At 60.2% G+C, this 19,816-nt stretch carries 10 protein-coding genes; 6 read left to right on the forward strand and 4 right to left on the reverse strand.

The window, feature by feature from the left end; translation table 11 throughout:
* Positions 1–101: 101 nt before the first annotated feature.
* Complete coding sequence (locus tag ACOY6C_RS03870) at positions 102–2,909, reverse strand: bacteriohemerythrin (RefSeq protein WP_420904159.1); 2,808 nt, start codon at positions 2,907–2,909, stop codon at positions 102–104.
* Between the two features lie 38 nt (positions 2,910–2,947).
* Here ACOY6C_RS03870 and ACOY6C_RS03875 point away from each other — a divergent pair, with 38 nt between their 5' ends.
* From ACOY6C_RS03875 to ACOY6C_RS03895, 5 genes are all read left to right on the forward strand, one after another.
* Positions 2,948–3,148 carry a hypothetical protein gene (locus tag ACOY6C_RS03875; RefSeq protein WP_420904160.1) on the forward strand — a complete coding sequence of 67 codons (201 nt, stop codon included), beginning with the start codon at positions 2,948–2,950 and terminating at the stop codon, positions 3,146–3,148.
* Positions 3,149–3,159: 11 nt separating this feature from the next.
* Positions 3,160–4,635, forward strand: coding sequence for a DUF4346 domain-containing protein (locus tag ACOY6C_RS03880; protein WP_420904161.1), 1,476 nt, complete (start codon positions 3,160–3,162; stop codon positions 4,633–4,635).
* A gap of 286 nt (positions 4,636–4,921) precedes the next feature.
* Positions 4,922–5,935: a DUF6599 family protein gene (locus tag ACOY6C_RS03885; protein ID WP_420904162.1), complete on the forward strand. Its 1,014-nt coding sequence runs from the start codon at positions 4,922–4,924 to the stop codon at positions 5,933–5,935.
* Position 5,936: 1 nt separating this feature from the next.
* Positions 5,937–6,950, forward strand: coding sequence for a DUF362 domain-containing protein (locus tag ACOY6C_RS03890; RefSeq protein WP_420904163.1), 1,014 nt, complete (start codon positions 5,937–5,939; stop codon positions 6,948–6,950).
* An 11-nt stretch (positions 6,951–6,961) separates the two neighbouring features.
* Positions 6,962–8,476: a 4Fe-4S binding protein gene (locus tag ACOY6C_RS03895; RefSeq protein ID WP_420904164.1), complete on the forward strand. Its 1,515-nt coding sequence runs from the start codon at positions 6,962–6,964 to the stop codon at positions 8,474–8,476.
* Between the two features lie 108 nt (positions 8,477–8,584).
* Here the strand turns inward: ACOY6C_RS03895 and ACOY6C_RS03900 are convergent, their stop codons facing one another.
* Positions 8,585–8,992, reverse strand: coding sequence for a hypothetical protein (locus ACOY6C_RS03900; protein ID WP_420904165.1), 408 nt, complete (start codon positions 8,990–8,992; stop codon positions 8,585–8,587).
* Positions 8,993–9,223: 231 nt separating this feature from the next.
* Here ACOY6C_RS03900 and htpG point away from each other — a divergent pair, with 231 nt between their 5' ends.
* Positions 9,224–11,149, forward strand: coding sequence for a molecular chaperone HtpG (gene htpG, locus ACOY6C_RS03905; RefSeq protein WP_420904166.1), 1,926 nt, complete (start codon positions 9,224–9,226; stop codon positions 11,147–11,149).
* Between the two features lie 344 nt (positions 11,150–11,493).
* On the opposite strand, the gene ACOY6C_RS03910 is transcribed toward htpG, so the two are convergent.
* Entirely contained in the window at positions 11,494–12,717 is a 1,224-nt protein-coding gene (locus tag ACOY6C_RS03910; RefSeq protein WP_420904167.1) for a hypothetical protein, read from the reverse strand.
* A 522-nt stretch (positions 12,718–13,239) separates the two neighbouring features.
* Complete coding sequence (locus ACOY6C_RS03915; RefSeq protein ID WP_420904168.1) at positions 13,240–19,794, reverse strand: SDR family NAD(P)-dependent oxidoreductase; 6,555 nt, start codon at positions 19,792–19,794, stop codon at positions 13,240–13,242.
* Between the last annotated feature and the right edge of the window lie 22 nt (positions 19,795–19,816).

Below are 19,816 nucleotides of genomic sequence, written 5' to 3' on the forward strand. Positions count from 1 at the left end.
CCCGCCAAGCCTGATGCCGGAAACGCCCGCCAGGCCTGACGCCGGAAACGCCCGCCAGGCCTGACACGGGGAGTGCCCGCGCTGGTCGTTCGATGAAGGAATCAGGCCGTCTTGCCCTTCTTGACCCGCGCCTCGGAATGGCGCCGATAGGCCATGTCCGACCCCTGGATGTGTTGGGTCAACCAGGAGCGCAGATACTGCAACACATCGCTGGAGAGGGCGAACGGATCCTCCTCCAGTTTCTTCTGATAGGCGGTCGCCTTTTCGGCGAACAGGCGATGCTCTTCCTGGTGCATGGCCAGATCCGGGAAGCCGATCTCCTGCATGTGCCGCTCTTCGCGGGCGAAGTGGGTGCGCGTGTAGGTCAGAAGCTCATCGACGATCTTGGTCAACAGTTTCTGCCCCTGACCCGACTGCACGGCAGCGTACAACTCATTGATGAGGCGGATCAGATTGCGATGGTCCGCGTCCAACGTCGGTACGTTGACCTCCATCTTGCCGGTCCAGAGGATCAACGGTTGATCCGTGGCAAGCGTGTCGTGGCCGAGATAGAGCTTGTCCAGATGCTCGAACAGGGAGCGTTGCAGGGCCCGGAAATAGAGCAGGGCGTCCGTGGCGGCGGACTCCTGATGTTCGCCGAGACGAGCCACGATTTCGGCGCCGGTGAGATGCATCTGTTGATGGACCTCGCGCAGACGGGTGAAGATCGGATTTCCCTCGTAGACCGGGGTTTTCTCCTTCTCCCAGGAACAGATGATGCACATCCGGTTGAGTTCGTCCAGGGTCAGGGCGGCGTTGCCGTGCGCGGCCAGCTCGAGTCGTCCCAGGACATTCAGGATGGCCTCCTTCAGCTTGCGCACGTCAAACGGTTCGGGTCCGATATCCAGGCTGGACTGGGCGGCGTAGAGGGCATCGGAGATGTTGCTGGCCACGTCGCCCAGGGCATGGAAGTGGTTCACCGTGCCGTGCAGCCGCGCAACGGCCTTGAGGGAGTCCTGAATCCGGTTGCGCACGGTTTCCGAGGCCCGCTCCGTGGTGACGAACGAGGAGAGCACCTTGTGCACGAACTGGAGGGCGGCGTCGGACTGCTCGGCCATGCGTCCCGCCGAGCCGGCCACCGTGGAGCTGGTGGCGGCGATTTCGCTTGTGCCGCGCGCGGCCTCGGCGGCGGATAGAGATACCCGCTCGGCGGCATGATGAAGCGTGTCGGCGTTGAGGGTCACCGTGGCGGTGGCGGCGTTGACCTCGGACATGGCTTCGGAGATCCCTCGAACCATCAGGTGCTGCCCATCCACGTCCTCGAGGATCTCGCTGTTCAACGAGCTGATCTGCTCGACGATTACCGTGATCTCCTTGACCCGTTCCACCACGTTGGCCGTGCCGGACTGGATCTCCTCGATCTTGAGCGAGATCTGCTGGGTGGCCCGACCGGTTTGCAGGGCCAGGGCCTTCACCTCGTTGGCCACCACGGCAAACCCCTTGCCTGCCTCCCCGGCGCCGGCGGCCTCGATGGCGGCGTTCAAGGCGAGCATGTTGGTCTGTTCGGCGATCGCCTGGATGATCCCGACCACGGTGCCGATCTCGTTGGCGGAGTTGGAGAGTTCATCCACGGCGGAAAAGGTTTGCTGGGCATGCTCATGGGCGGTGCGGGAGGATTCGTTGGCGATCTCGCAGCGTTGTCCGACCGTGGCCAACGAGTGGGTCATCTCCGCGATGGAGCGCGCCACCCGTGCCACCGAATGGCTCACCTGATCGAGGCTGTTGTTCACCTCGTCGAGGTTGGCGGTCATCTCTTCGGCGGCTTCGGCCATGGTGGTGACATTTCGGCTGGCATCATCCGCGTTCCGGGCGGTGACGCGGATGTCGTCGGCCACTTTTCCGGCGGCCTCGGCCATGGCGGTGATGTTTTCCAGCGACTGATTCAGCAGTTGCGTCATGTGGTGGATTTCGGAGGCCAGACGATCGTTCTCCTCAGAGACCTCTCCGGAGAGCTGCCGGATCCCGGAGGTGTCGGCGCCGATGGCGGAACGGAGTTTCAAGACCTCACGGATGAAGGCGGTGATGCCACCGGTCTGGAGGTTGATCATGCGGATGGTATCGACCAGCTTCCCCTTGAGCTGGTTGACGTGATGGGCGATGGCGGCGATTTCGTCGCGGCCCGAGGCATCGATGCGGTTGATCAGATTGCCGCCGGCCACCTCCTCGATGGCGGTGCTAACGTTCTGCAACGGGGTGCGCAGCGAGCGGGCCAGATACCAGCCGAGAAACGCCAGAAACAGTCCCACCGCGACGATGGTGCCGAGGATGGCCTGATTGCGCGCCGCCGAGATCTCCCGATCCATCTCCGCCAGGGAGACGGTGAGTTGAAACACGCCGCGCACTTCGTGATCAGACCCGTGACAGGCGTGACAGGGTTCGGCGTTGAGGAGCGGCATCATCAGGGTGCGTTGTTCGCCTTCCGGGACGGATTCGGTGAAGGATGCCGGTTTTTTATCGTGGATGGCCTGCTTGAAGGCGGATAGAATCGCGCCGTCGGCCTCGTAGGCGGCCTCTCCTTCGGGACGGAAGGCTTCGCGGCCATGCCGGTTGAGAATGCGAAAGACCAGCAACCCCGGCACCTTGCGCAGGTTGTCCGAGTAGTTGCGGGCGATGTCGGCATAACCGGCCAGCATGATGGTTTGCAGACCTTGGCCGGCGTGTTCGGCCAGGGTGAGAATGGTATTTTCGTATTGTCTGAAAAGGTTTTTCTCCATGTCGCGGATCATCAGCGCCCCGAGGGAGGCCAGGGCCAGGGTGCCGATGATGCTGACCACCGCGAGGATGCGAAAACTGATGGAGTGCAAGGCCAGGCGCTGGACCATGCGGTGCCATTTGAGCGAGAATCCGGAGGGGGTCGTGCTGGAATTCATGTTGGATGAGAACCATCCCGATGTTATAAGTTTGTTTGATGCCAGTATTGATTTTAATCAATAATGAGCATAACCCAATTCTGGATTTCCGGCAAGTGGAATTTGCAAATTTTACAACGGCTCGGATGAAAAAAAAGGGTGTTCCAATCATGATTTGTCATCAAATAATCGACATGCTGACCGGCTGGCGTGAGGGTTCGACGGGCATCTGCGCGGCATTTGTCGGGTTTTTGCGATGAGGTCCGGATCGATGGCGTTCATTCCCCTGCATTATCGCGATCGCCTGACGATCATCAATCCTTGCGGGGATGTCGGGATCGTCACCCTGTGGTCGCCGGTGCGGGTGGTGCGCGATCATCTGGCGCGTCTGGCGGTGGATCTGGAGGGGGAGTCTGCGCGGATCGCGGTGATGGGTACGCTGTATGGCGAGGGGTTGCCGGAGTTGCTGCGCAATCTGCTTCACAACCCCCAGATCCGTTTTCTCGCCATGCTGGGGGTGGATCTGGGAGGGTCTCGGGAGAGTCTGACGGGATTCTTTCAACGCGGACTGGAGGAGACTCTGCTGTTGGGCCGGGTGGTCCACCGAATCGTTGGCACCAACCACAAACTCGACGATGGGGTGACCCCCGAGGATTTTCTGGGTCGGTTGCGTCTGGTGGATTTGGGCAAGCCGGGCGAGGTGGGCAGCGATGGAGCCGTTCGGGATTTCTTCGCCTCTCTTCCTCCCGTGGAGCCGGTGAGCCTGCCGCGTCGCGAGGTGGCGATGCCGACCTTCGAGGTGACGCGCTTTCCCTCGGATCCGCGTGGTCATCAGATTCTGGCGAACACCCCTCTGGCGGCCTGGAAGGAGGTGATTCACCGTCTCTATCGTTTTGGTCATCGGGTGACCCTGCCTGGCAAGGGTGATCGGTTGGAATTGCAGAATTTCAAGGTGGTCATTCGTGAGCCGGTTTTTGAATCGGATGCGGTGTTGCGTGAACATGGTTTTGATCCCGAGGCGTTTATGCGTTACCGGGCGGCGATTCTGGATCCGCGTCTGCCTCCGGACCAGCACTATGGATATGGAAACCGGTTACGGGGTTATTTTGGCATCGAGGAGCGCGATACCCTGGCCAGGGTTGGGGAGATGTTGCGTCGGGATCCGGACACGCGGCATGCCTTTGTCGCGTTGTGGGACACGGGGCGGGATTTGATGTCCGAGGCGTTGGGTCATCCGTGTCTGGTATCGTTGTTCGTGCGTCGTTTCGAGGGGGTGTTGACCTTGACGGCGCAGTTTCGCACCCACAATGCCTTGCAGGCGTGGTTGATGAATGTGCATGGGTTGATGGCGATTCAGGAATTTCTGGGTGTGGAGAGTGGTTTGCAGCCGGGTGCGTTGACGGTGATCAGCCATTCGATCAGCATCGATCCGGGCGGGGGCGGTTTGGAGCGTGCGCGGGCGGTGCATGATTTTCGCAATCGGGAGCGGGATGAAGGGGATGGGTTCAGTCAGGATCCGCATGGGGATTTTGTGATTTCGGTGGATCCCGAGAGGGGTGAGATTGTGGTTGAGCATCGTTTCGAGGGGCAGAGGTTGCATCGATATACCGGCACGACAGCCGAGGTGTTGGAGCGGCAATTGGTGCGTGATTGTGCGTTGTCGGAGATTGGTCATGCGTTGTATTTGGGGCGGGAACTCGGGCGGGCCGAGGCGAGTCTGAAGAAGGGGAGGCGTGCCAACGGGTGATGGGGGACAAACAGGCTCCAACTGTCACAGGGGACGGGGGACCGAAGGTCCCCGGCGGAGGTTCGGAGGCAGCGCCTCCGAGGTTCTGCTTTTGAATTTTCGTCTTTTCTTTCTTCTCTATTTTAATTTTAATTTTAATTTTTTTCATTAAAATTTAAAATTAATAGAAACAAAAAAAATAAAAAAAATGTAAACCACTAAAGATTGGCAACGAACCCCACCAGAGGGCCCTGGCCCCTGGACCCCGTGAACTTTTGGGTCATGAATCGTCACTGGATCGCGCCGGATGTCCAACTCCCGAATGACCGCCGACTTCTCCTCTCCCGCCGTGCGCCGGGCACGCATCCTGCTGCTCGCCATTCTCCCCCTGATCGCACTCCTGATCTATCTGGACGGTCAACGCTACGACTCCGGCCTGCTCGATTTCAAGAAGGCCGGAGCGCGCCTCTCCCCGTTGATGGGACTTTTTCCGGATCAATCGGCGGGCCTGGCGCGTCAGGGCGAGTTTCAGCGTTTTTTGAAAGAGAATCTCCACGAATACGTCAACGGCCATGCCGAGTACTACCTTTCGGCAGGGTTCAAGGAGCTTCTGGTTGGTGAATACGGCGATGCGGGGGCTGCGGACAAACCCCGCGTGGTGGTGGACCTGTTCGACATGGGCAAGCCGCTCTTCGCCTTCGGGGTGCTCACCGGCGAGGGGAACAACGATGGCCCGGAGGCCGGCATCGGGGAGATGGGATTCCGCGATCCCCGTGGCCTGCGCTTCATCATGGGCCCCTATTACGTGAAGATGACCGCCTTTGATGATGCCGTCCCCCTGGAGGAGATCGGCAAAAGCCTGGTCGCGGCAGCCGGAAAATCGCCGGGTGCCATGATGACCGGATTCCGCTTTCCTGAGTTCGGGACAGCGGGTGCCACCCGTTTCATCAAGGAGAAGTATCGGGGTCTGGATTTTTTTAATCAGGTAGTCGAACGGAGTTTCGTCTGGCAGGGGGCAGGGGTGCAGGCGTTCCAGGCCGGAGGATCCAAGGTCGAGAGCCGGGAGATCGAGGAACGTTTGACGGCCTTTCTGCAATCCGAGGAGATCCCGGTCGAAACGGTCGAAAAGGGTGGGTTGACGGTCCATCGGGTACGCGACCCGTATGAAGGGGAGTGGTTCTTTCTGCGTGCCGGCGAACGCCTCATCGGAGCCTTCGGTCTTCCGCTCGAAGATGCCTGGAGCCCGTTGCAGAGGTTCGTCGGGTCACAACCGGGCGGGGAATCGCCGCCCGTGGAACCGGTGCGGGGAGGCGTGCAATAACATGGCCGAGCGAAAACGGGGATCCGAGATCATCGAGAAGATCGAGCCGCCCATGGACAGGCGGGCTTTTCTGCGCCGGGTGGCCGGGCTTTCCGGGGTGGCGGTGGGGCTCGCCTCGGGCGGCTATCTGGCCTTCAGCGATCGCCCGGTGCGCGAACCGGAGGTGAAACCGCTGCGGTTCAAGGATTTTCGCGTCCCGCCCGATGCGCTCCATCCGGTGATGGCGGTGGCGCGCGGTCAGCGGGTCGAGGCCATGGCACGGGCCGCCATCGATAAACTGGGTGGCGTAAACCGGTTTATCCAGAAAGGGGATCGGGTGCTCCTGAAACCCAATGTCGGCTGGGATCGCCAGCCGGAACAGGCGGCCAACACCGGTCCGGAGTTGGTCGAGGCGATGGTGCGTATCTGCCGGGAGGCCGGGGCCAAATCGGTGTGGGTGACCGATGTCTCTCTCAACGATCCCAAACGCTGTTTCGCCCGCTCCGGCATCGAGGCGGCCACGCTCAACGCCGGCGGCAACGTGCGCCTGCCGGGCCGGGAGGATTTTCTGGCCACGGACATGGGTGGCAAGGTGTTGAAGGTGTGGCCGGTGGCGCGCTTTTTCCACGAAGTGGACAAGGTGATCAACCTGCCGATCGTCAAGCACCACTCCCTTTCCGGCTGCACCCTGGCGATGAAGAACTGGTATGGGGTGATCGGCGGACAACGCAACCGGCTCCATCAGGCGATCCATGACTCCATCGTCGATCTGGCCGCCGCCGTGCGACCGACCCTCACGGTGATGGACGCCACCCGCGTGCTCAAACGCAACGGTCCCACCGGAGGCAATCCGGCGGACGTGGTGCGCGAGGAGACCCTGATCGCGTCGTTGGACGAGGTGGCGCTCGACAGTTTCTGCCTCGGTTTTCTGGATTTGACCCCCGAGGCCGTACCCTTCCTGGCCATGGCCCAGGCGCGGGGACTCGGGCAGGTGTCCTGGCGCGAACTGAACGTCGCGCAGTTTCAGGTGGGGTGAGGGGTCTGACGATGGGTGGGTTGCGCGGGGTGCGGCGGGTCTACGCGGGATTTTCGCTGGCGCTTTTTGCCTTTTTTCTGTGGAGCGCCGAGTTCGAGCGGCTCAAGGGGTACGCGGTCGGCCTGTTCTTGCAGATCGATCCCTTGACCGCCCTTTCCGGTTTTCTCACCAGTCAGACGTTGTACAAAGGATTGGCCTTCGCGTTGCTGATCCTGATTCCCACGCTGTTTCTGGGGCGCTTTTTCTGTTCGTGGGTCTGCCCCCTGGGGATCCTCAATCAGGGGTTGAGCCACCTTTTCAACCGTCGCCGCGCGGTGGAGAACTGGGAAGAGAACCGCTACCGCCCGCTCTACCGGCTGAAATACTACCTGCTCGTCGCCCTGCTGATCTTCGCCATCCTTGGCGCGTTGCAGATCGGTCTGCTCGACCCCATCGCCCTGATCTACCGATCCTTTGCGCTCTCGGTGCTGCCGGCGCTGGATCGGGTGACCGGGGGAGGGATCTTCGCCCAATCCACCGTGTTCCACGGCGGTGTGTTGATCGCTGTGATCCTGCTGGCCATCCTGCTGGCCAACCGCTTCATCACCCGTTTCTGGTGTCGCGCCCTCTGTCCTCTCGGCGCGCTGCTCGGGGTACTCTCCCAATGGTCGATCCTGAGAATCCGCCGCGACGTGGAACGCTGCAACCATTGCAAACAGTGCCTGCGCGCCTGTCAGGGCGCCGCCGATCCGGATGGACAGGTGCGCGTCACCGAATGCCACCTCTGCATGAACTGCATCGAGGCGTGCGGAACCCAGGCGTTGCACTACGGCCTGGCCGGAGAAAAAAGCTCCATCGGCAAACCGCTCGATCTCAACCGCCGCCGGGTGGTCGAGATCGCCCTGGCCTCGGTGGTGGCCGTGCCGATGACCAAGGGGTCGCTCTCGGCCCGCTCCGCCCCACTGCCCGAGGTGATCCGTCCGCCCGGTTCACTCACCGAGGTGCAATTTCTCGCCCGTTGTATCAAATGCGGCCTCTGCATGCGCGTCTGCCCCACCAACGTGCTGCAACCGGCCCTGCTCGAGGCCGGTTTTGAGGGGCTCTGGACCCCGATCCTGATGAATTCGGTCGGCTACTGCGAACACCATTGCGTGCTGTGCGGCCATGTCTGCCCCACGGCGGCGATCCGTCCGCTTTCGGTCGCGGAAAAGGTTGGCGCGCCACCCTTCACCCAACCGGTCCGGCTTGGAACCGCCTTCTTCGACCGGGGACGCTGCCTTCCCTGGGCCATGGATGTGCCGTGCATCGTCTGCGAGGAGACCTGTCCCACCTCGCCGAAGGCGATCTGGTACGAATCGGTCACCGTCAGCGGACGCGACGGTCGCAAGGTCGCCCTGAAACGGCCCTTCGTGCAGCCGGAACTGTGCATCGGTTGCGGGGTGTGCGAAAACAAGTGTCCGGTGACCGATCTGGCCGCCATTCGTGTCTCCTCGGTGGGCGAAACCCGCTCCAGGGAGAATCGCATGCTGTTGAATCAACAGTCGTGAGGGATGCGTTGATTGGCCTGAAAAATTTGTATGCCGACCGGATTGCTGTTCTGAATCAGGATCAAGAATGACACCTGATGACGCTTCGGCGCGCTCTTTTCTGCCTTGTCACGATTTGCCGATATCCCGTCGGGCGGTGGAGATGGTCACGGTGAAGCCGGCCACCACGTCCAGGAGCGACATCAGGGTGATGGTCAGAAACAGCGTGGTTCCCGCTGGTTTGTAGATCAAAAATTCGATCAGAAAACAGACGAACACGATCATGGAGAGCAGATGATCGACGATGGACTCCGTGCCGGAGCGGGTGGCCTTGAAGATTTCGATGTAGAGCGACACCACGCCGAGCATGATCAGGATGTCGGCCACCGTGAAGGTGAGTTGGGCCCCGGAGGAGAGCATGAAGGCGATGACCGGCGATTGCGGGTTGAGTTCCGGATAGGTTTTCTGGCCGAACATGATGCCGTTGAGCAAGGCGAGCATCACGGTGAACAGCGGGATGGATTTGGCGAGCAGCATGGCGGAACCTCTTGTGGCGAAATTCGGAGCGAAACTGACTATTGATAAGCCATTTTGCGCCAAAACAAAACCGATTGCGTGGCGCACGCGGGAAAAAATCGCCTCCCCTCTTGCAACCAGACGCGACTGTTCCCATATCAAGACAAAATTTATGCCATGTGATCGCCATGCGCGCGATGCATAAGGCGGTGGGATGATTCGTGAACCCAGGATGAGGAGCCAGACAAGCCCATGAGCACGTTGGAAGGCAAACAGACCCGTGCGTTTCAGACCGAGGTGCGGCAGTTGTTGGATCTGATGATCCATTCGCTGTACAGCAACAAGGAGATCTTTCTGCGCGAATTGATCTCGAACGCCTCGGACGCGGCGGACAAGTTGCGGTTCGAGGCCATCGCCAACGATGGCCTGTACGAGGGGGATGCCGAGGTCGCCATTCGCATCACCTTCGACAAGGAGGCCAACACCCTGACCATCTCCGACAACGGCATCGGCATGAGCGCCGAGGAGGTCGAAGCCAACATCGGCACGATCGCCAGGTCGGGCACCCGGGAGTTCCTTCAGTCGTTGCAGGCCGACCAGGCCAAGGATGCCAATCTGATCGGGCAGTTTGGCGTGGGGTTCTATTCGGCCTTCATCGTCGCCGATCGGGTGACGCTGTTGACCCGGCGCGCCGGTCTGTCGTCCGGAGAGGCGGTGCGGTGGGAGTCGGCGGGAGATGGGGTCTACACCCTGGAGAACATCGACAAGCCGGCGCGCGGCACGGATGTGATCCTGCATCTGAAGGCCGAGGAGAAGGATTTTCTCGATGACTGGCGTTTGCGCTCCACGGTGCGCAAGTTCTCGGACCATGTGCCCTGGCCGATCCTGATGCTTCAGTCCAAGGGGTTTGAGCCCGAGGAGGAGGAGGCCGGAGAGGAGACGAAACCCGAATCCGACGACACCCCGCAATGGGATACGGTCAACAAGGCCTCCGCGCTCTGGACCCGCGCCAAGTCGGAGATAACCGAAGAGGAGTACAACGCGTTTTACAAACATGTTGGTCACGACTTCGAGGAGCCTCTGGCCCACATCCATGCCCGGCTCGAGGGCAAGTACGAATACACCGTGCTGTTGTATGTTCCCAAGCGCGCGCCTTATGATTTATGGGATCGGGATCGCAAGCACGGGGTGAAGCTCTACGTGCGTCGTGTCTTCATCATGGAAGGGGCCGAGGATCTGATGCCGCGTTACCTGCGCTTTGTGCGCGGCGTGGTGGACTCCACCGACCTGCCCCTCAACGTCTCCCGCGAGATCCTCCAGAAGAACCCGGCGGTGGATGCCATCAAGAAAGGGATGACCGGCAAGATCTTCTCGCTGCTGGAGGATCTGGCCAAGAACGATGCCGAGAAGTACCAGACCTTCTGGGATACCTTTGGCGTGGTGCTGAAAGAGGGGGTGATCGAGGATTTCGCCCACCGCGAGCGGGTGGCCAAGCTGCTGCGTTTCTCCAGCACCCATGCCGATTCCAAGGTGCAGGATGTCTCCCTGGAAGCCTACGTCTCCCGCATGCGCGAAAAGCAGAAGGCGATCTACTTCGTCAACGGCGAATCCTTCGAGGCGGCGCGCCACCATCCGCATCTGGAGGTGTTCCGCAAGAAGGGGATCGAGGTGTTGCTGCTCTCCGACCGGGTGGACGAGTGGCTGGTGACCCATCTGCACGAGTTCGACGGCAAGCCGTTGCAGTCCGTGGCCAAGGGCGGGTTGGACCTCGGCGAGCTGGAGGACGAGGCCGACAAGCAGGAGTTGGAGAAACAACAGGGTGAGTTCAAGGATCTTTTGGAGCGGGTCCAGAAAGGGTTGGGCGAGCAGGTGAAGGAGGTGCGCATCACCAACCGGTTGACCGACTCCCCCTCCTGTCTGGTGAGCGGCGAGCACGATCTGTCCGCCTCAATGGAGCGCATTCTGCGCGAAGCCGGTCAGAAGACCCCGGACACCAAACGCACCCTGGAACTCAACCCCTCCCATCCTCTGGTGGGGCGGTTGAAGGGGGAGACCAACGATCAGCGTTTCGACGATCTCTCCCATGTGTTGTTCGCCCAGGCGTTGTTGAGCGAAGGTGGACAGTTGGAGGATCCGGCGGAGTTCGTGCGCCGTTTGAACGGGTTGTTGTTGGGGTGATCAAGAGCCGATGCGGTTCGCCAGATCGTAACCGTTCAGACCCATGATCACGGGGGCCGGGGGCGATTATCGCCCCCGGTGGGATCCAAGGGCAAAGCCCTTGGGACGTTTTTTTTGACTTGTATTTTCGATCGTTTTTATAATAAGCATTTTGCGCATTTTTTTTGCGAAAAATGCGCAAGCGCGCGACGGCATTGCAAACCCTGCCAAGCAACTTTCATGATAAAAACCATCCAGACAACGGAATCGAGAAAGTATCAGACAGCCTGATGACTGATCTGAACGGTTACGGAATTTTCTCTCCAATTTGGTATTGTATCCCCGGAAGTATAATGGTTTTTTAATTATTTTGCATTCTTATTATTTTTTAGTGCTCGCGTTGCAGGCGTTAAAAAATAAGAATAAATGGATTGATGGTTGTCTTTGTCTTCTATTTTATTGAGGTCTAGGCTGTTATCGTTGATTGCTCTTATAATATTCCAAGCTGTTCTTTTATGATTGCCTGCTCCATCAATAATATCCACGCTCAAGAGTTCACCTGTAATCGGCATGTCCTTAATTGCCTTTGTATAATTGCCAGGAAAAGATCGTACCCAGGCTTCTGAAATCCAAACGAGACCAAAAGCTTTTAGCGTAATTATTCTATCTGCAATATATCTCGAAAATATAAATTTATCAGAATGATCTTCGAATTGTGTACCAATAAAATCTACAAGCTTCCAGTTTTCGTTAAATAAAAATAGTATTGAAATATGATGACCGTAATTATGAAATATCTTTTCGGCCGTCGTAACATGGAACTCAAAAATATTTTCCAAATTTGTCAATTGCAGTTTATTGCTATTGTGCGCATCAATAAAAACCTGGTTTGGCTTGAAATTACGACATAAACGAACTGATTCTGACTTCACAGAATATTGTTTTCTATTATTAAGTTTGAGATATTTTATGCGATTGTTATTTTCAAATAAGTTTTTTAACTCTAAAGGTTTTTTAATGCTTTTATCTAAATAAATTTTTAGATGATCCGCTAGACTTCTACAACAATCAAAAATTCGTGCATAAACATAAACAAGAGCTTCTAATAATTCTCTTTGTTTAAGAGATGATGTAACCCATTGTCTTTCAATTTTGATTACAGCAGATTTTGAAATTCCAGTAGGTAGATTCTTTTGGGTAAAGCGTACTAATTTTTTTAAGCCTGCATTTAATAGCTCTGATTTTTCAGTATTAATAATGATGTCTTTTTCTTCAAGATGAGAGAAAATGAGTGACAATTTGAGAGAACTATGTAAATCCAGGTCACCTTCTTTTTCTATAACATTTCGTGCGTCCTTGGCCCACGTCATTACTTCGTCTGACTCCCATGCATTTCTAACTTCGTTTGTATACCAAACATCAAAATTTGGGATTGACTCTTTGTTCTTTTGAATAATAAAAGTTACTGTCCGAGATGTTTGTAAAAAATTATTTGTATTTTTTCTAAACATGTCTGGTTCCATATAGTTCCGGAAACAATACTCAAGATCGATTGATAAATCCTTCAATCTTTTTTCCCAAGGTTTCATGTCGCATGGATCCAATTTTTTAGATGTTAGCAATACTGATCAAAAAAGCATTTAACAATTAACATCTTGGCATTATATTTATAATAATGTTTTGGAGTTAATTTTGCAATGAAAATTCATGTTGGTTCGGTTTCAGATCGGGGATGCATGGGGATGGGATCAAATACCTTTGGGGATGTTGAATTTTCTTGGAATGGAGCAGATAGGATGAGGCGGCCTGTGCCTATTTCAGATCGCCAAACTGTGGATGGGCCAAGGCACCACCCCGAGGTGACCGGTGGGGCGAGCGCGTCCGTTTTGATTAAGAGAAATGCGCTTTTGTAAAGCGCGTCAAAGGATAAAGGTTAAAGGCTGACACTAAGGTATGGAAACGAAAAAAAGTTAATAATAACAAATATAAAGTCTAAAGTCACAATCCTAAGGGCCTTGCCCTTGGATCCCACCAGGGGAAAAATCTATGAACCCCTGGTGGGCGTAATTACGGTGGCTGAACACCTGGGAATGGTGCGTAAGAAACCTGGATCAGGAGATCTGCGCCATGGTGCTCATCAACTCCTGCAACAACAACGCCTCGGCCTCGTCGTCGGAGAGCGCCGCCACCGCCTGATCCGGAGCGGGCGCGGCATCGGTCGGGACAGTCTGTTCGCCGGTGTCCGGGAAGAGGCTGGTCATGAGGAAGTTGGCCAGGGCGTCGATGGTGGGATAGTTGAACACCAGCGACGAGCCCAGGGAGAGTCCCACTTCGGCCTCGAGCTTGTTCTTGAGTTCGACCGCGGTCAGGGAGTCGATGCCCAGATCGAACAGCTGCACATGCGGGAGCACCCGCTCCAGATTCGGAATGCCCAAGACCTTGGCGACCAGGGCGCGGATGTGATCCACCAGCAGATCCCGGCGCGCCCCTTCCGGAGCGTCGTTCAGCTCTCCCCGGAGTTGGGAGCCTCCCTTGTGACCCGCCTGGGCATCGCTGGCGATCAGCGGCGAAAAACGTGGCACCCGCGTGGCGCCGGGATTCACCTGGGCAAAGCTCTCCCACTCGACGTGCAACACCCCCAACTGGGCCGGATTCCAGCGCAGCACCCGGGCAAAGGCGTTCAAGGCCTGGGCCATGGCGATGGGATGGATGCCGCCACGCCGCAGACGCTGCTCCACCTCCTTGTCGCGTGCGGCCATGCCCACCTCCCCCAATGCCCCCCAGTTGATGCTGGTGCCGGGCAGGCCCATGGCGCGGCGGGCGTGGGCCAGGCCGTCGAGGAAGGCGTTGGCGGCCACGTAGTTGGCCTGGCCGGCATTGCCGATCAGGGAAGAGACCGACGAGAACAGCACGAAGAAATCGAGCGGCAACGATTGGGTGGCCAGATGAAGATGCCAGGCGCCCAGAGCCTTGGGTTCGAGCACCCGGCGCATGCGGACCGGATCCAGATCCGGAATCAGGCCGTCGTCGAGGACGGCGGCGGCATGGATGACGCCGCGCAGCGGTGGCATGGCGTTGCCGATGCGCTGGATCAGCCGGTTCACCTCGTTGGCGTTGGTCACGTCCATGGCCACGGCCATCACCCGTACCCCCTGGGCCTCCAGACGGGCCACGGCCTGTCTGGCCTCCTCCGAGGCCGCTCCCTTGCGACCGGTCAAAACCAACTGTCGCACCCCCTGATTGCCCATCCAGAAGGCCAGTTCCAGGCCGAAACTGCCGAAACCGCCGGTGATCAGATAGCTCCCGTCGGCGTGGAACAGGGGTGGTTCCTGACGCGGCGGGAGGATGGTCATCGGTCCGGTGCCGCGCATGTCGAGCACCGCCTTGCCGAGCTGGCCGGATTGGACGTGCTCGAAGGCTTCGCCCGCCCGGTCCGCCGGGAAGACGTGGGTCTGGATCGGCTTGAAGGTGCCGTTGGCGAACTGCTCGGAGATCTCCTCGAGCAGTGCCGGCATGATATCCTTGCGCCGGGCCAGATGGTCCAGGTCCACGGACATGAAACTGGCGTTGCGCTCCACGCTGGCCAGGTTCCAGGTGGCATCCTTGCGGGCCGCGAACTCGCCCAATTCGACGAACCGTCCGAATGGCGCCAGGGCCTGCACGCTCTTCTGTCCAGCCTCGCCGCCCAGGGTGTTGAAGATCACATCCACGCCGTGGTCATCGGTCGCGGCCATGATTTGTTCGACATAGACCGGGAAACGGCTGTCGAAGACATGTTTGAGGCCGAGGGAGCGCAGATACTTGCGCTTTTCCGGCGAGTCGGCGGTGACGAAGAGCTCCGCGCCGCGCCACTGGGCCACCTGGATGGCGGCCAGTCCCATGTCTCCATGGGCGCCATGGATCAGAACCTTTTCCCCCGAGCCGGAATAGGAGCGGAACAGGCCGAAATAGGCGGTCAGAAAGGCCATCGGCAGCCCGCCGCACGCCGCGTCGCCGATTCCGGCGGGTCGCGGCATGGTCCAGATCGACTTGACCGGCAAGGTGACATGCGACCGGAATCCACCCGGCAGGATCGCCAGGACCGCCTCGCCGCGTTTGGGCGCGGTGACGCCGGGACCGGTGCGGGCCACCACGCCGGAGATCTCCATGCCGATGCCATCGCCGAAGAAACTCTTCGCCGAGCCGCTCTCCGGATCGCGTTGGGTCAGGCGCAACACGTCACGCATGCCGATGCCGGCGGCATGCACCTCGATTTCGATCTCGCCTGGACCGGGCGGACGCCGTTCGCAGGCGCGCAGCCGCAGCGAGGAGAGCGCTCCCGGACGTCCGATCTCCAGCGCGAAGGGGGGGCGCATGGTGGGATCGTCCGTGACCGGCTGGGTGTTCTGGGTGAGGACCGCCGACGCCTCGCGCACCATCCGGTTGACCAGCCGTTCGCCGTCGCGCCAGGCCACTTCGCTCTCCGCCGAGTCGGCCAGAACCTCTACGGCGATGGCCGCCAGGGAGCCGGTTTCCTCCCGGGGATCCAGATCGAGCACCGTGGCGCGCAGATTGGGCTGTTCGCTCAAACTCACCCGCGCCAGACCCACCAGCGCGGCTTGATGCAGACCGGAGAGGGGTGCACCGTCATGGACCGGTTGGGCTCCGCGCGTCACCACATAGAGACGCGGCGGGGGCAGGGCGCGTCCGGTCGGGTTCTCACCCTTGGTCAGGGTTTGGATCAGGCTCAACGTGTCGTTGACCGACCGGATGCCGACCGGATCGGTCGTCTGGGTCGCGTCGAAGTCGCTCCACAGGGCGATCACCGCCCGACATGGGCCGGTTTGATGGAACACCGCTTCCAGGTGGTGATTCGGGATGCGGATCAGATCCGGATGGGGGGAGTCGAGTTGGGCGAGGGTCTTATCGCGCACCACCCGCACCACCCGCGCCGCGCCGCGTCCGGTCAACTCCCTGGCCAACGCGTCGCCGGTCTGGCCGGCATCCTCCAGCACCAGAATCGGCAGATCACGCGACTCCGGCGCGAGCAGCCCCGAAGGGAGCGGTTCGGCCTGGGGCTCCCAGGCGAGCCCATGGAGCCAGGCATCCAGATGGGCGGCATCGTCCTCCTCTTGTCCTTTGGGCAGCGCCTTGCAGCGCAGCTTCTCCAGCGCCACGAAGATCCGGCCATCCCGGTCGCACAGGGTCAGGTCACACTCGATGAAACGGTCGTTGGTCTCCGTGACCAGCAAATGGCACCAGAAGGGGGTGGTCGGCGTGGCGTAAAAACGCAGACGCTGGATCCCGACCGGCAGATAGAGCCCGGCATCGGCCTTCATGGTCACCATCAATGCCTGGAAGCAGGCGTCCAGCAACGATGGATGCAACCGGTAGGCGTCATCCGCCGCGCTCCAGGCGTCGTGGGCCGCCACCTCGACCAGCACCGCGTTTTCGCAGCGCATCAATTGCTTCAATCCCCGGAACCAGGGTCCGTAATGGAGTCCCATGCCATCCAGTTGCGCGTACACCGTGTCGATGTCCACCTTCTCGGCGCAGAATCGACGAATGGCGCCCAGATCCAGATGACCGGCCTCGCCGATCCCCTCCGAGGAGATCACCCCCGAGGCGTGCAGCGACCAGCGATCCGATTGATCCTGTCGCTGTCCGTGCACGGTGTAGCGGTGCTGACCCGGATCAAAGGCGATGTGCAACTGCACGTCGCCGCTCGTCCCCAGGACCATGGCCTGATGAAAACGGAGCGACTCCAACAGGCAGGGGGCATCGTCGTTCAAGGCGCGGTGGATCGCCAGTCCGATCTCCACATACCCCGCGCCCGGAAAGACCACCGACCCTTCCACCTGGTGATCGCGCACGAAGGGCACCAGGTCGATGTTGATCTGGCTCTCCCAGGCCGGCGAGGGGGTGTTGACCCGTTGGGCCAACAGGGCATGCTCCACCTGGTAGAGCCGGTCGAACAGCGCCGCCTGGCTCTCCGGCCAGTAGCGTTCCCGCTGCCACGGATAAAGAGGCAGTTCCAGATGCTGCTCGAAAGATTCGGGATAGAGCCGGCTCCAGTCGAGGGGATAGCCGAAGGTGTGGAGCTTGCCCAGACAGTCGAGCACCGTGGCCCGCTCGGGCTTGCCGCGATTCAACGTGAACAACGTTTCGCCCGGGGCGCCGGCGTGTGTCAGACACTCCTTGATCGAGGTGCCCAGCACCGGATGCGGGCCGATCTCGATGAACAGACCGTACCCATCGGCGATCAGGGATTGAATCGCCGCCGCGAAGAGCACCGGTTCGCGCAGGTTGTCGCACCAGTAATCGGCGTTCCAGTTGGCTTGCGTCACCTGTTTGCCCGTCACCGTGGAGTAGAGCGGCAGGGTGGGCACGCGGGGATTCAGAGGCTGCAACGCGGTGCGCAGTTCCGGTTTCAAGGGGTCCATGGCCGGGCTGTGATAGGGGATATCCACCCGCAGGAAGCGGTTGAAGACCCCTCGCTCCGTAAGCTCGCTGGCGATCGCTTCGAGTGCCTCGGCATCGCCGGCCAGATTGGTGGCGTTGGGGCTGTTGATCGCCGCCACCACCACCTTGCCGCCGTGGGGGGCCAGGACCGTCGGACACTCGTCGGGTTTCAGCCCCACCGCCAGCATCCGTCCCGCGCCCACCGCCCGTTGTTGCAGGTGGCTGCGATGATAGCTCACCAGCACCGCGTCCTCCAGGCTCAAGACGCCGGCGAGATAGGCTGCCGACACCTCGCCGAGGCTGTGACCGACGATGGCCGCCGGTTCCACCCCCCAGGCGCGCAGCATGGCCACCAGACCCAGTTGCACCACGAAGTTGCCCGGTTGGGCAAACTGGGTTTCGGTAATGCGTGATTCCGCCTCCGGACGGCTCATCTCTTCCAGGATCGACCAGCCGCAGACCTTTTGCAACAACCGGTCGATGGTCTCGGCGGTCTGCCGGAAGATTGGCTCTTCGGCCAGCAGTTGCCGCCCCATGGCCCACCATTGGGGACCCATGCCGGTGAGCACGTAGACCGGGCGCCGGACCTGCCCGGCGTTGAGTTTGGTGGCGGACAGGGGCAGGGCGTCCGGAGCGGAGAACGCCTTGAGTTGCTCGATCAGGCTCGCCTTGGAGTCGGCCACGATGGCCAGGCGGCGATCCAGATGGGTGCGGTGGACGCCGGCGGCCCGTCCCAGGTGGGGCAGGGCGGGGGTGTTTTCCTGCTCCAACAGCGCGAGCCAGCGTTTGGCCAGGGCCTTAAGCCCCCCCTCGCAGCCTGCCGAAAGGGGGATCAGCCAGGGTTTGCCGTCTTCGGCGACCGTTGGACGGGCCGGAATCTCCGGGGCCTGGGAGAGGATCGCGTGGGCATTGGTGCCGCCGTAGCCAAAGGAGTTGACCCCGACGAAGGCCGGTCCGTCGCCCTCGGGAAGGGGTTGGGCGGTGCGAGCCACCTTCAGGCGCAGCTCGTTGAAGGGGATGCGCGGATTGAACTCCTGGAGGTTGGCCTGGGGCGGGATTTGACCATGGGCCAGGGTGAGGGTGGCCTTGATGAGTCCGGCGACGCCGGCGGCGGCTTCCAGGTGACCGATGCTGGATTTGACCGAACCGACGAAACAGGGTTGATCCGCCGGGCGACCCTGGCCATAGACCGCGCCCAGGGCCTTGCACTCCGTGGGATCGCCCAGGGCGGTGCCGGTGCCGTGGGCCTCGATGTAGCGAATGCGTTTCGGATCGATCCGGCCATCCGCGCACACCTTTTCGATCAACGCCTGTTGGGCCGGACCGCTCGGCACGGTGATGCCGTTGGTGTGACCATCCTGGTTGGCGCCGGTGGCATGCACCAGGGCGTAGATGTGGTTGCCGTCGCGCTGGGCCGCGGAGAGCGGTTTCACCAGCACGATGCCGGCCCCCTCGCCGCGTCCATAGCCATCCCCTCGGGCGTCGAAGCTCTTGCTGCGTCCGTCGGCGGCCAGGAACTGCCCCTTGTGCAAGGCGATGTTGTACTCCGGTCGGATCATCAGGTTGACCCCGCCGGTCACGGCCATGGAACACTCGCCGTTCCACACCGCCTGGCAGGCCTGATGGAAGCTCACCAGCGACGAGGAGCAGGCGGTATCCATGGCGATGCTCGGGCCGAGCAGATTGAAGGCGTGGGAGATGCGGTTGGCCAGCATGGCCAGGTTCACGCCGATGGCCGAGCTGTTGTTGAGCTGGAGCCGGTTCAGGGGGCTCAAGGTGATGGCGGTGAAATCCTGCATGAAGCCGCCGATGTAGACCCCGGTATTCGAGCCGTTGAGCCGCTCCATGTCCAGACCCGCGTCCTCGCATGCCTCCCACGTCACCTCCAGCAGCAGCCGTTGTTGCGGATCCATGGCCTGGGCATCGCGGGGCGAGATGCCGAAGAAGAGCGGATCGAAGCCGTCGATGTTGGTTTGCAGAAACCCTCCGTGGCGTACCGGCATTTTTCCGGGACGGTTGGGATCCGTATCCGCGAAGCGACCCAGATTCCAGCGTTCCGGCGGGGTTTCGATCACCCCGTCGCGCCCTTCGATGAGCATGCGCCAGTATTCGGCCCGGCTGTGGGATCCGCCGGGGAAGCGGCAGCCGATGCCGATGATGGCCAGAGGCTCGCGCGGCGGGCGGCGGGTGGAGGGGGTTTGGGCGGTTTGATGAGCGTTATCCATGAGCTTCCATCTCGTGCAATCG

This window comes from Candidatus Magnetaquiglobus chichijimensis (assembly GCF_045865675.1).
GTDB classification, from domain to species: Bacteria; Pseudomonadota; Magnetococcia; order Magnetococcales; family Magnetaquicoccaceae; genus Magnetaquiglobus; species Magnetaquiglobus chichijimensis.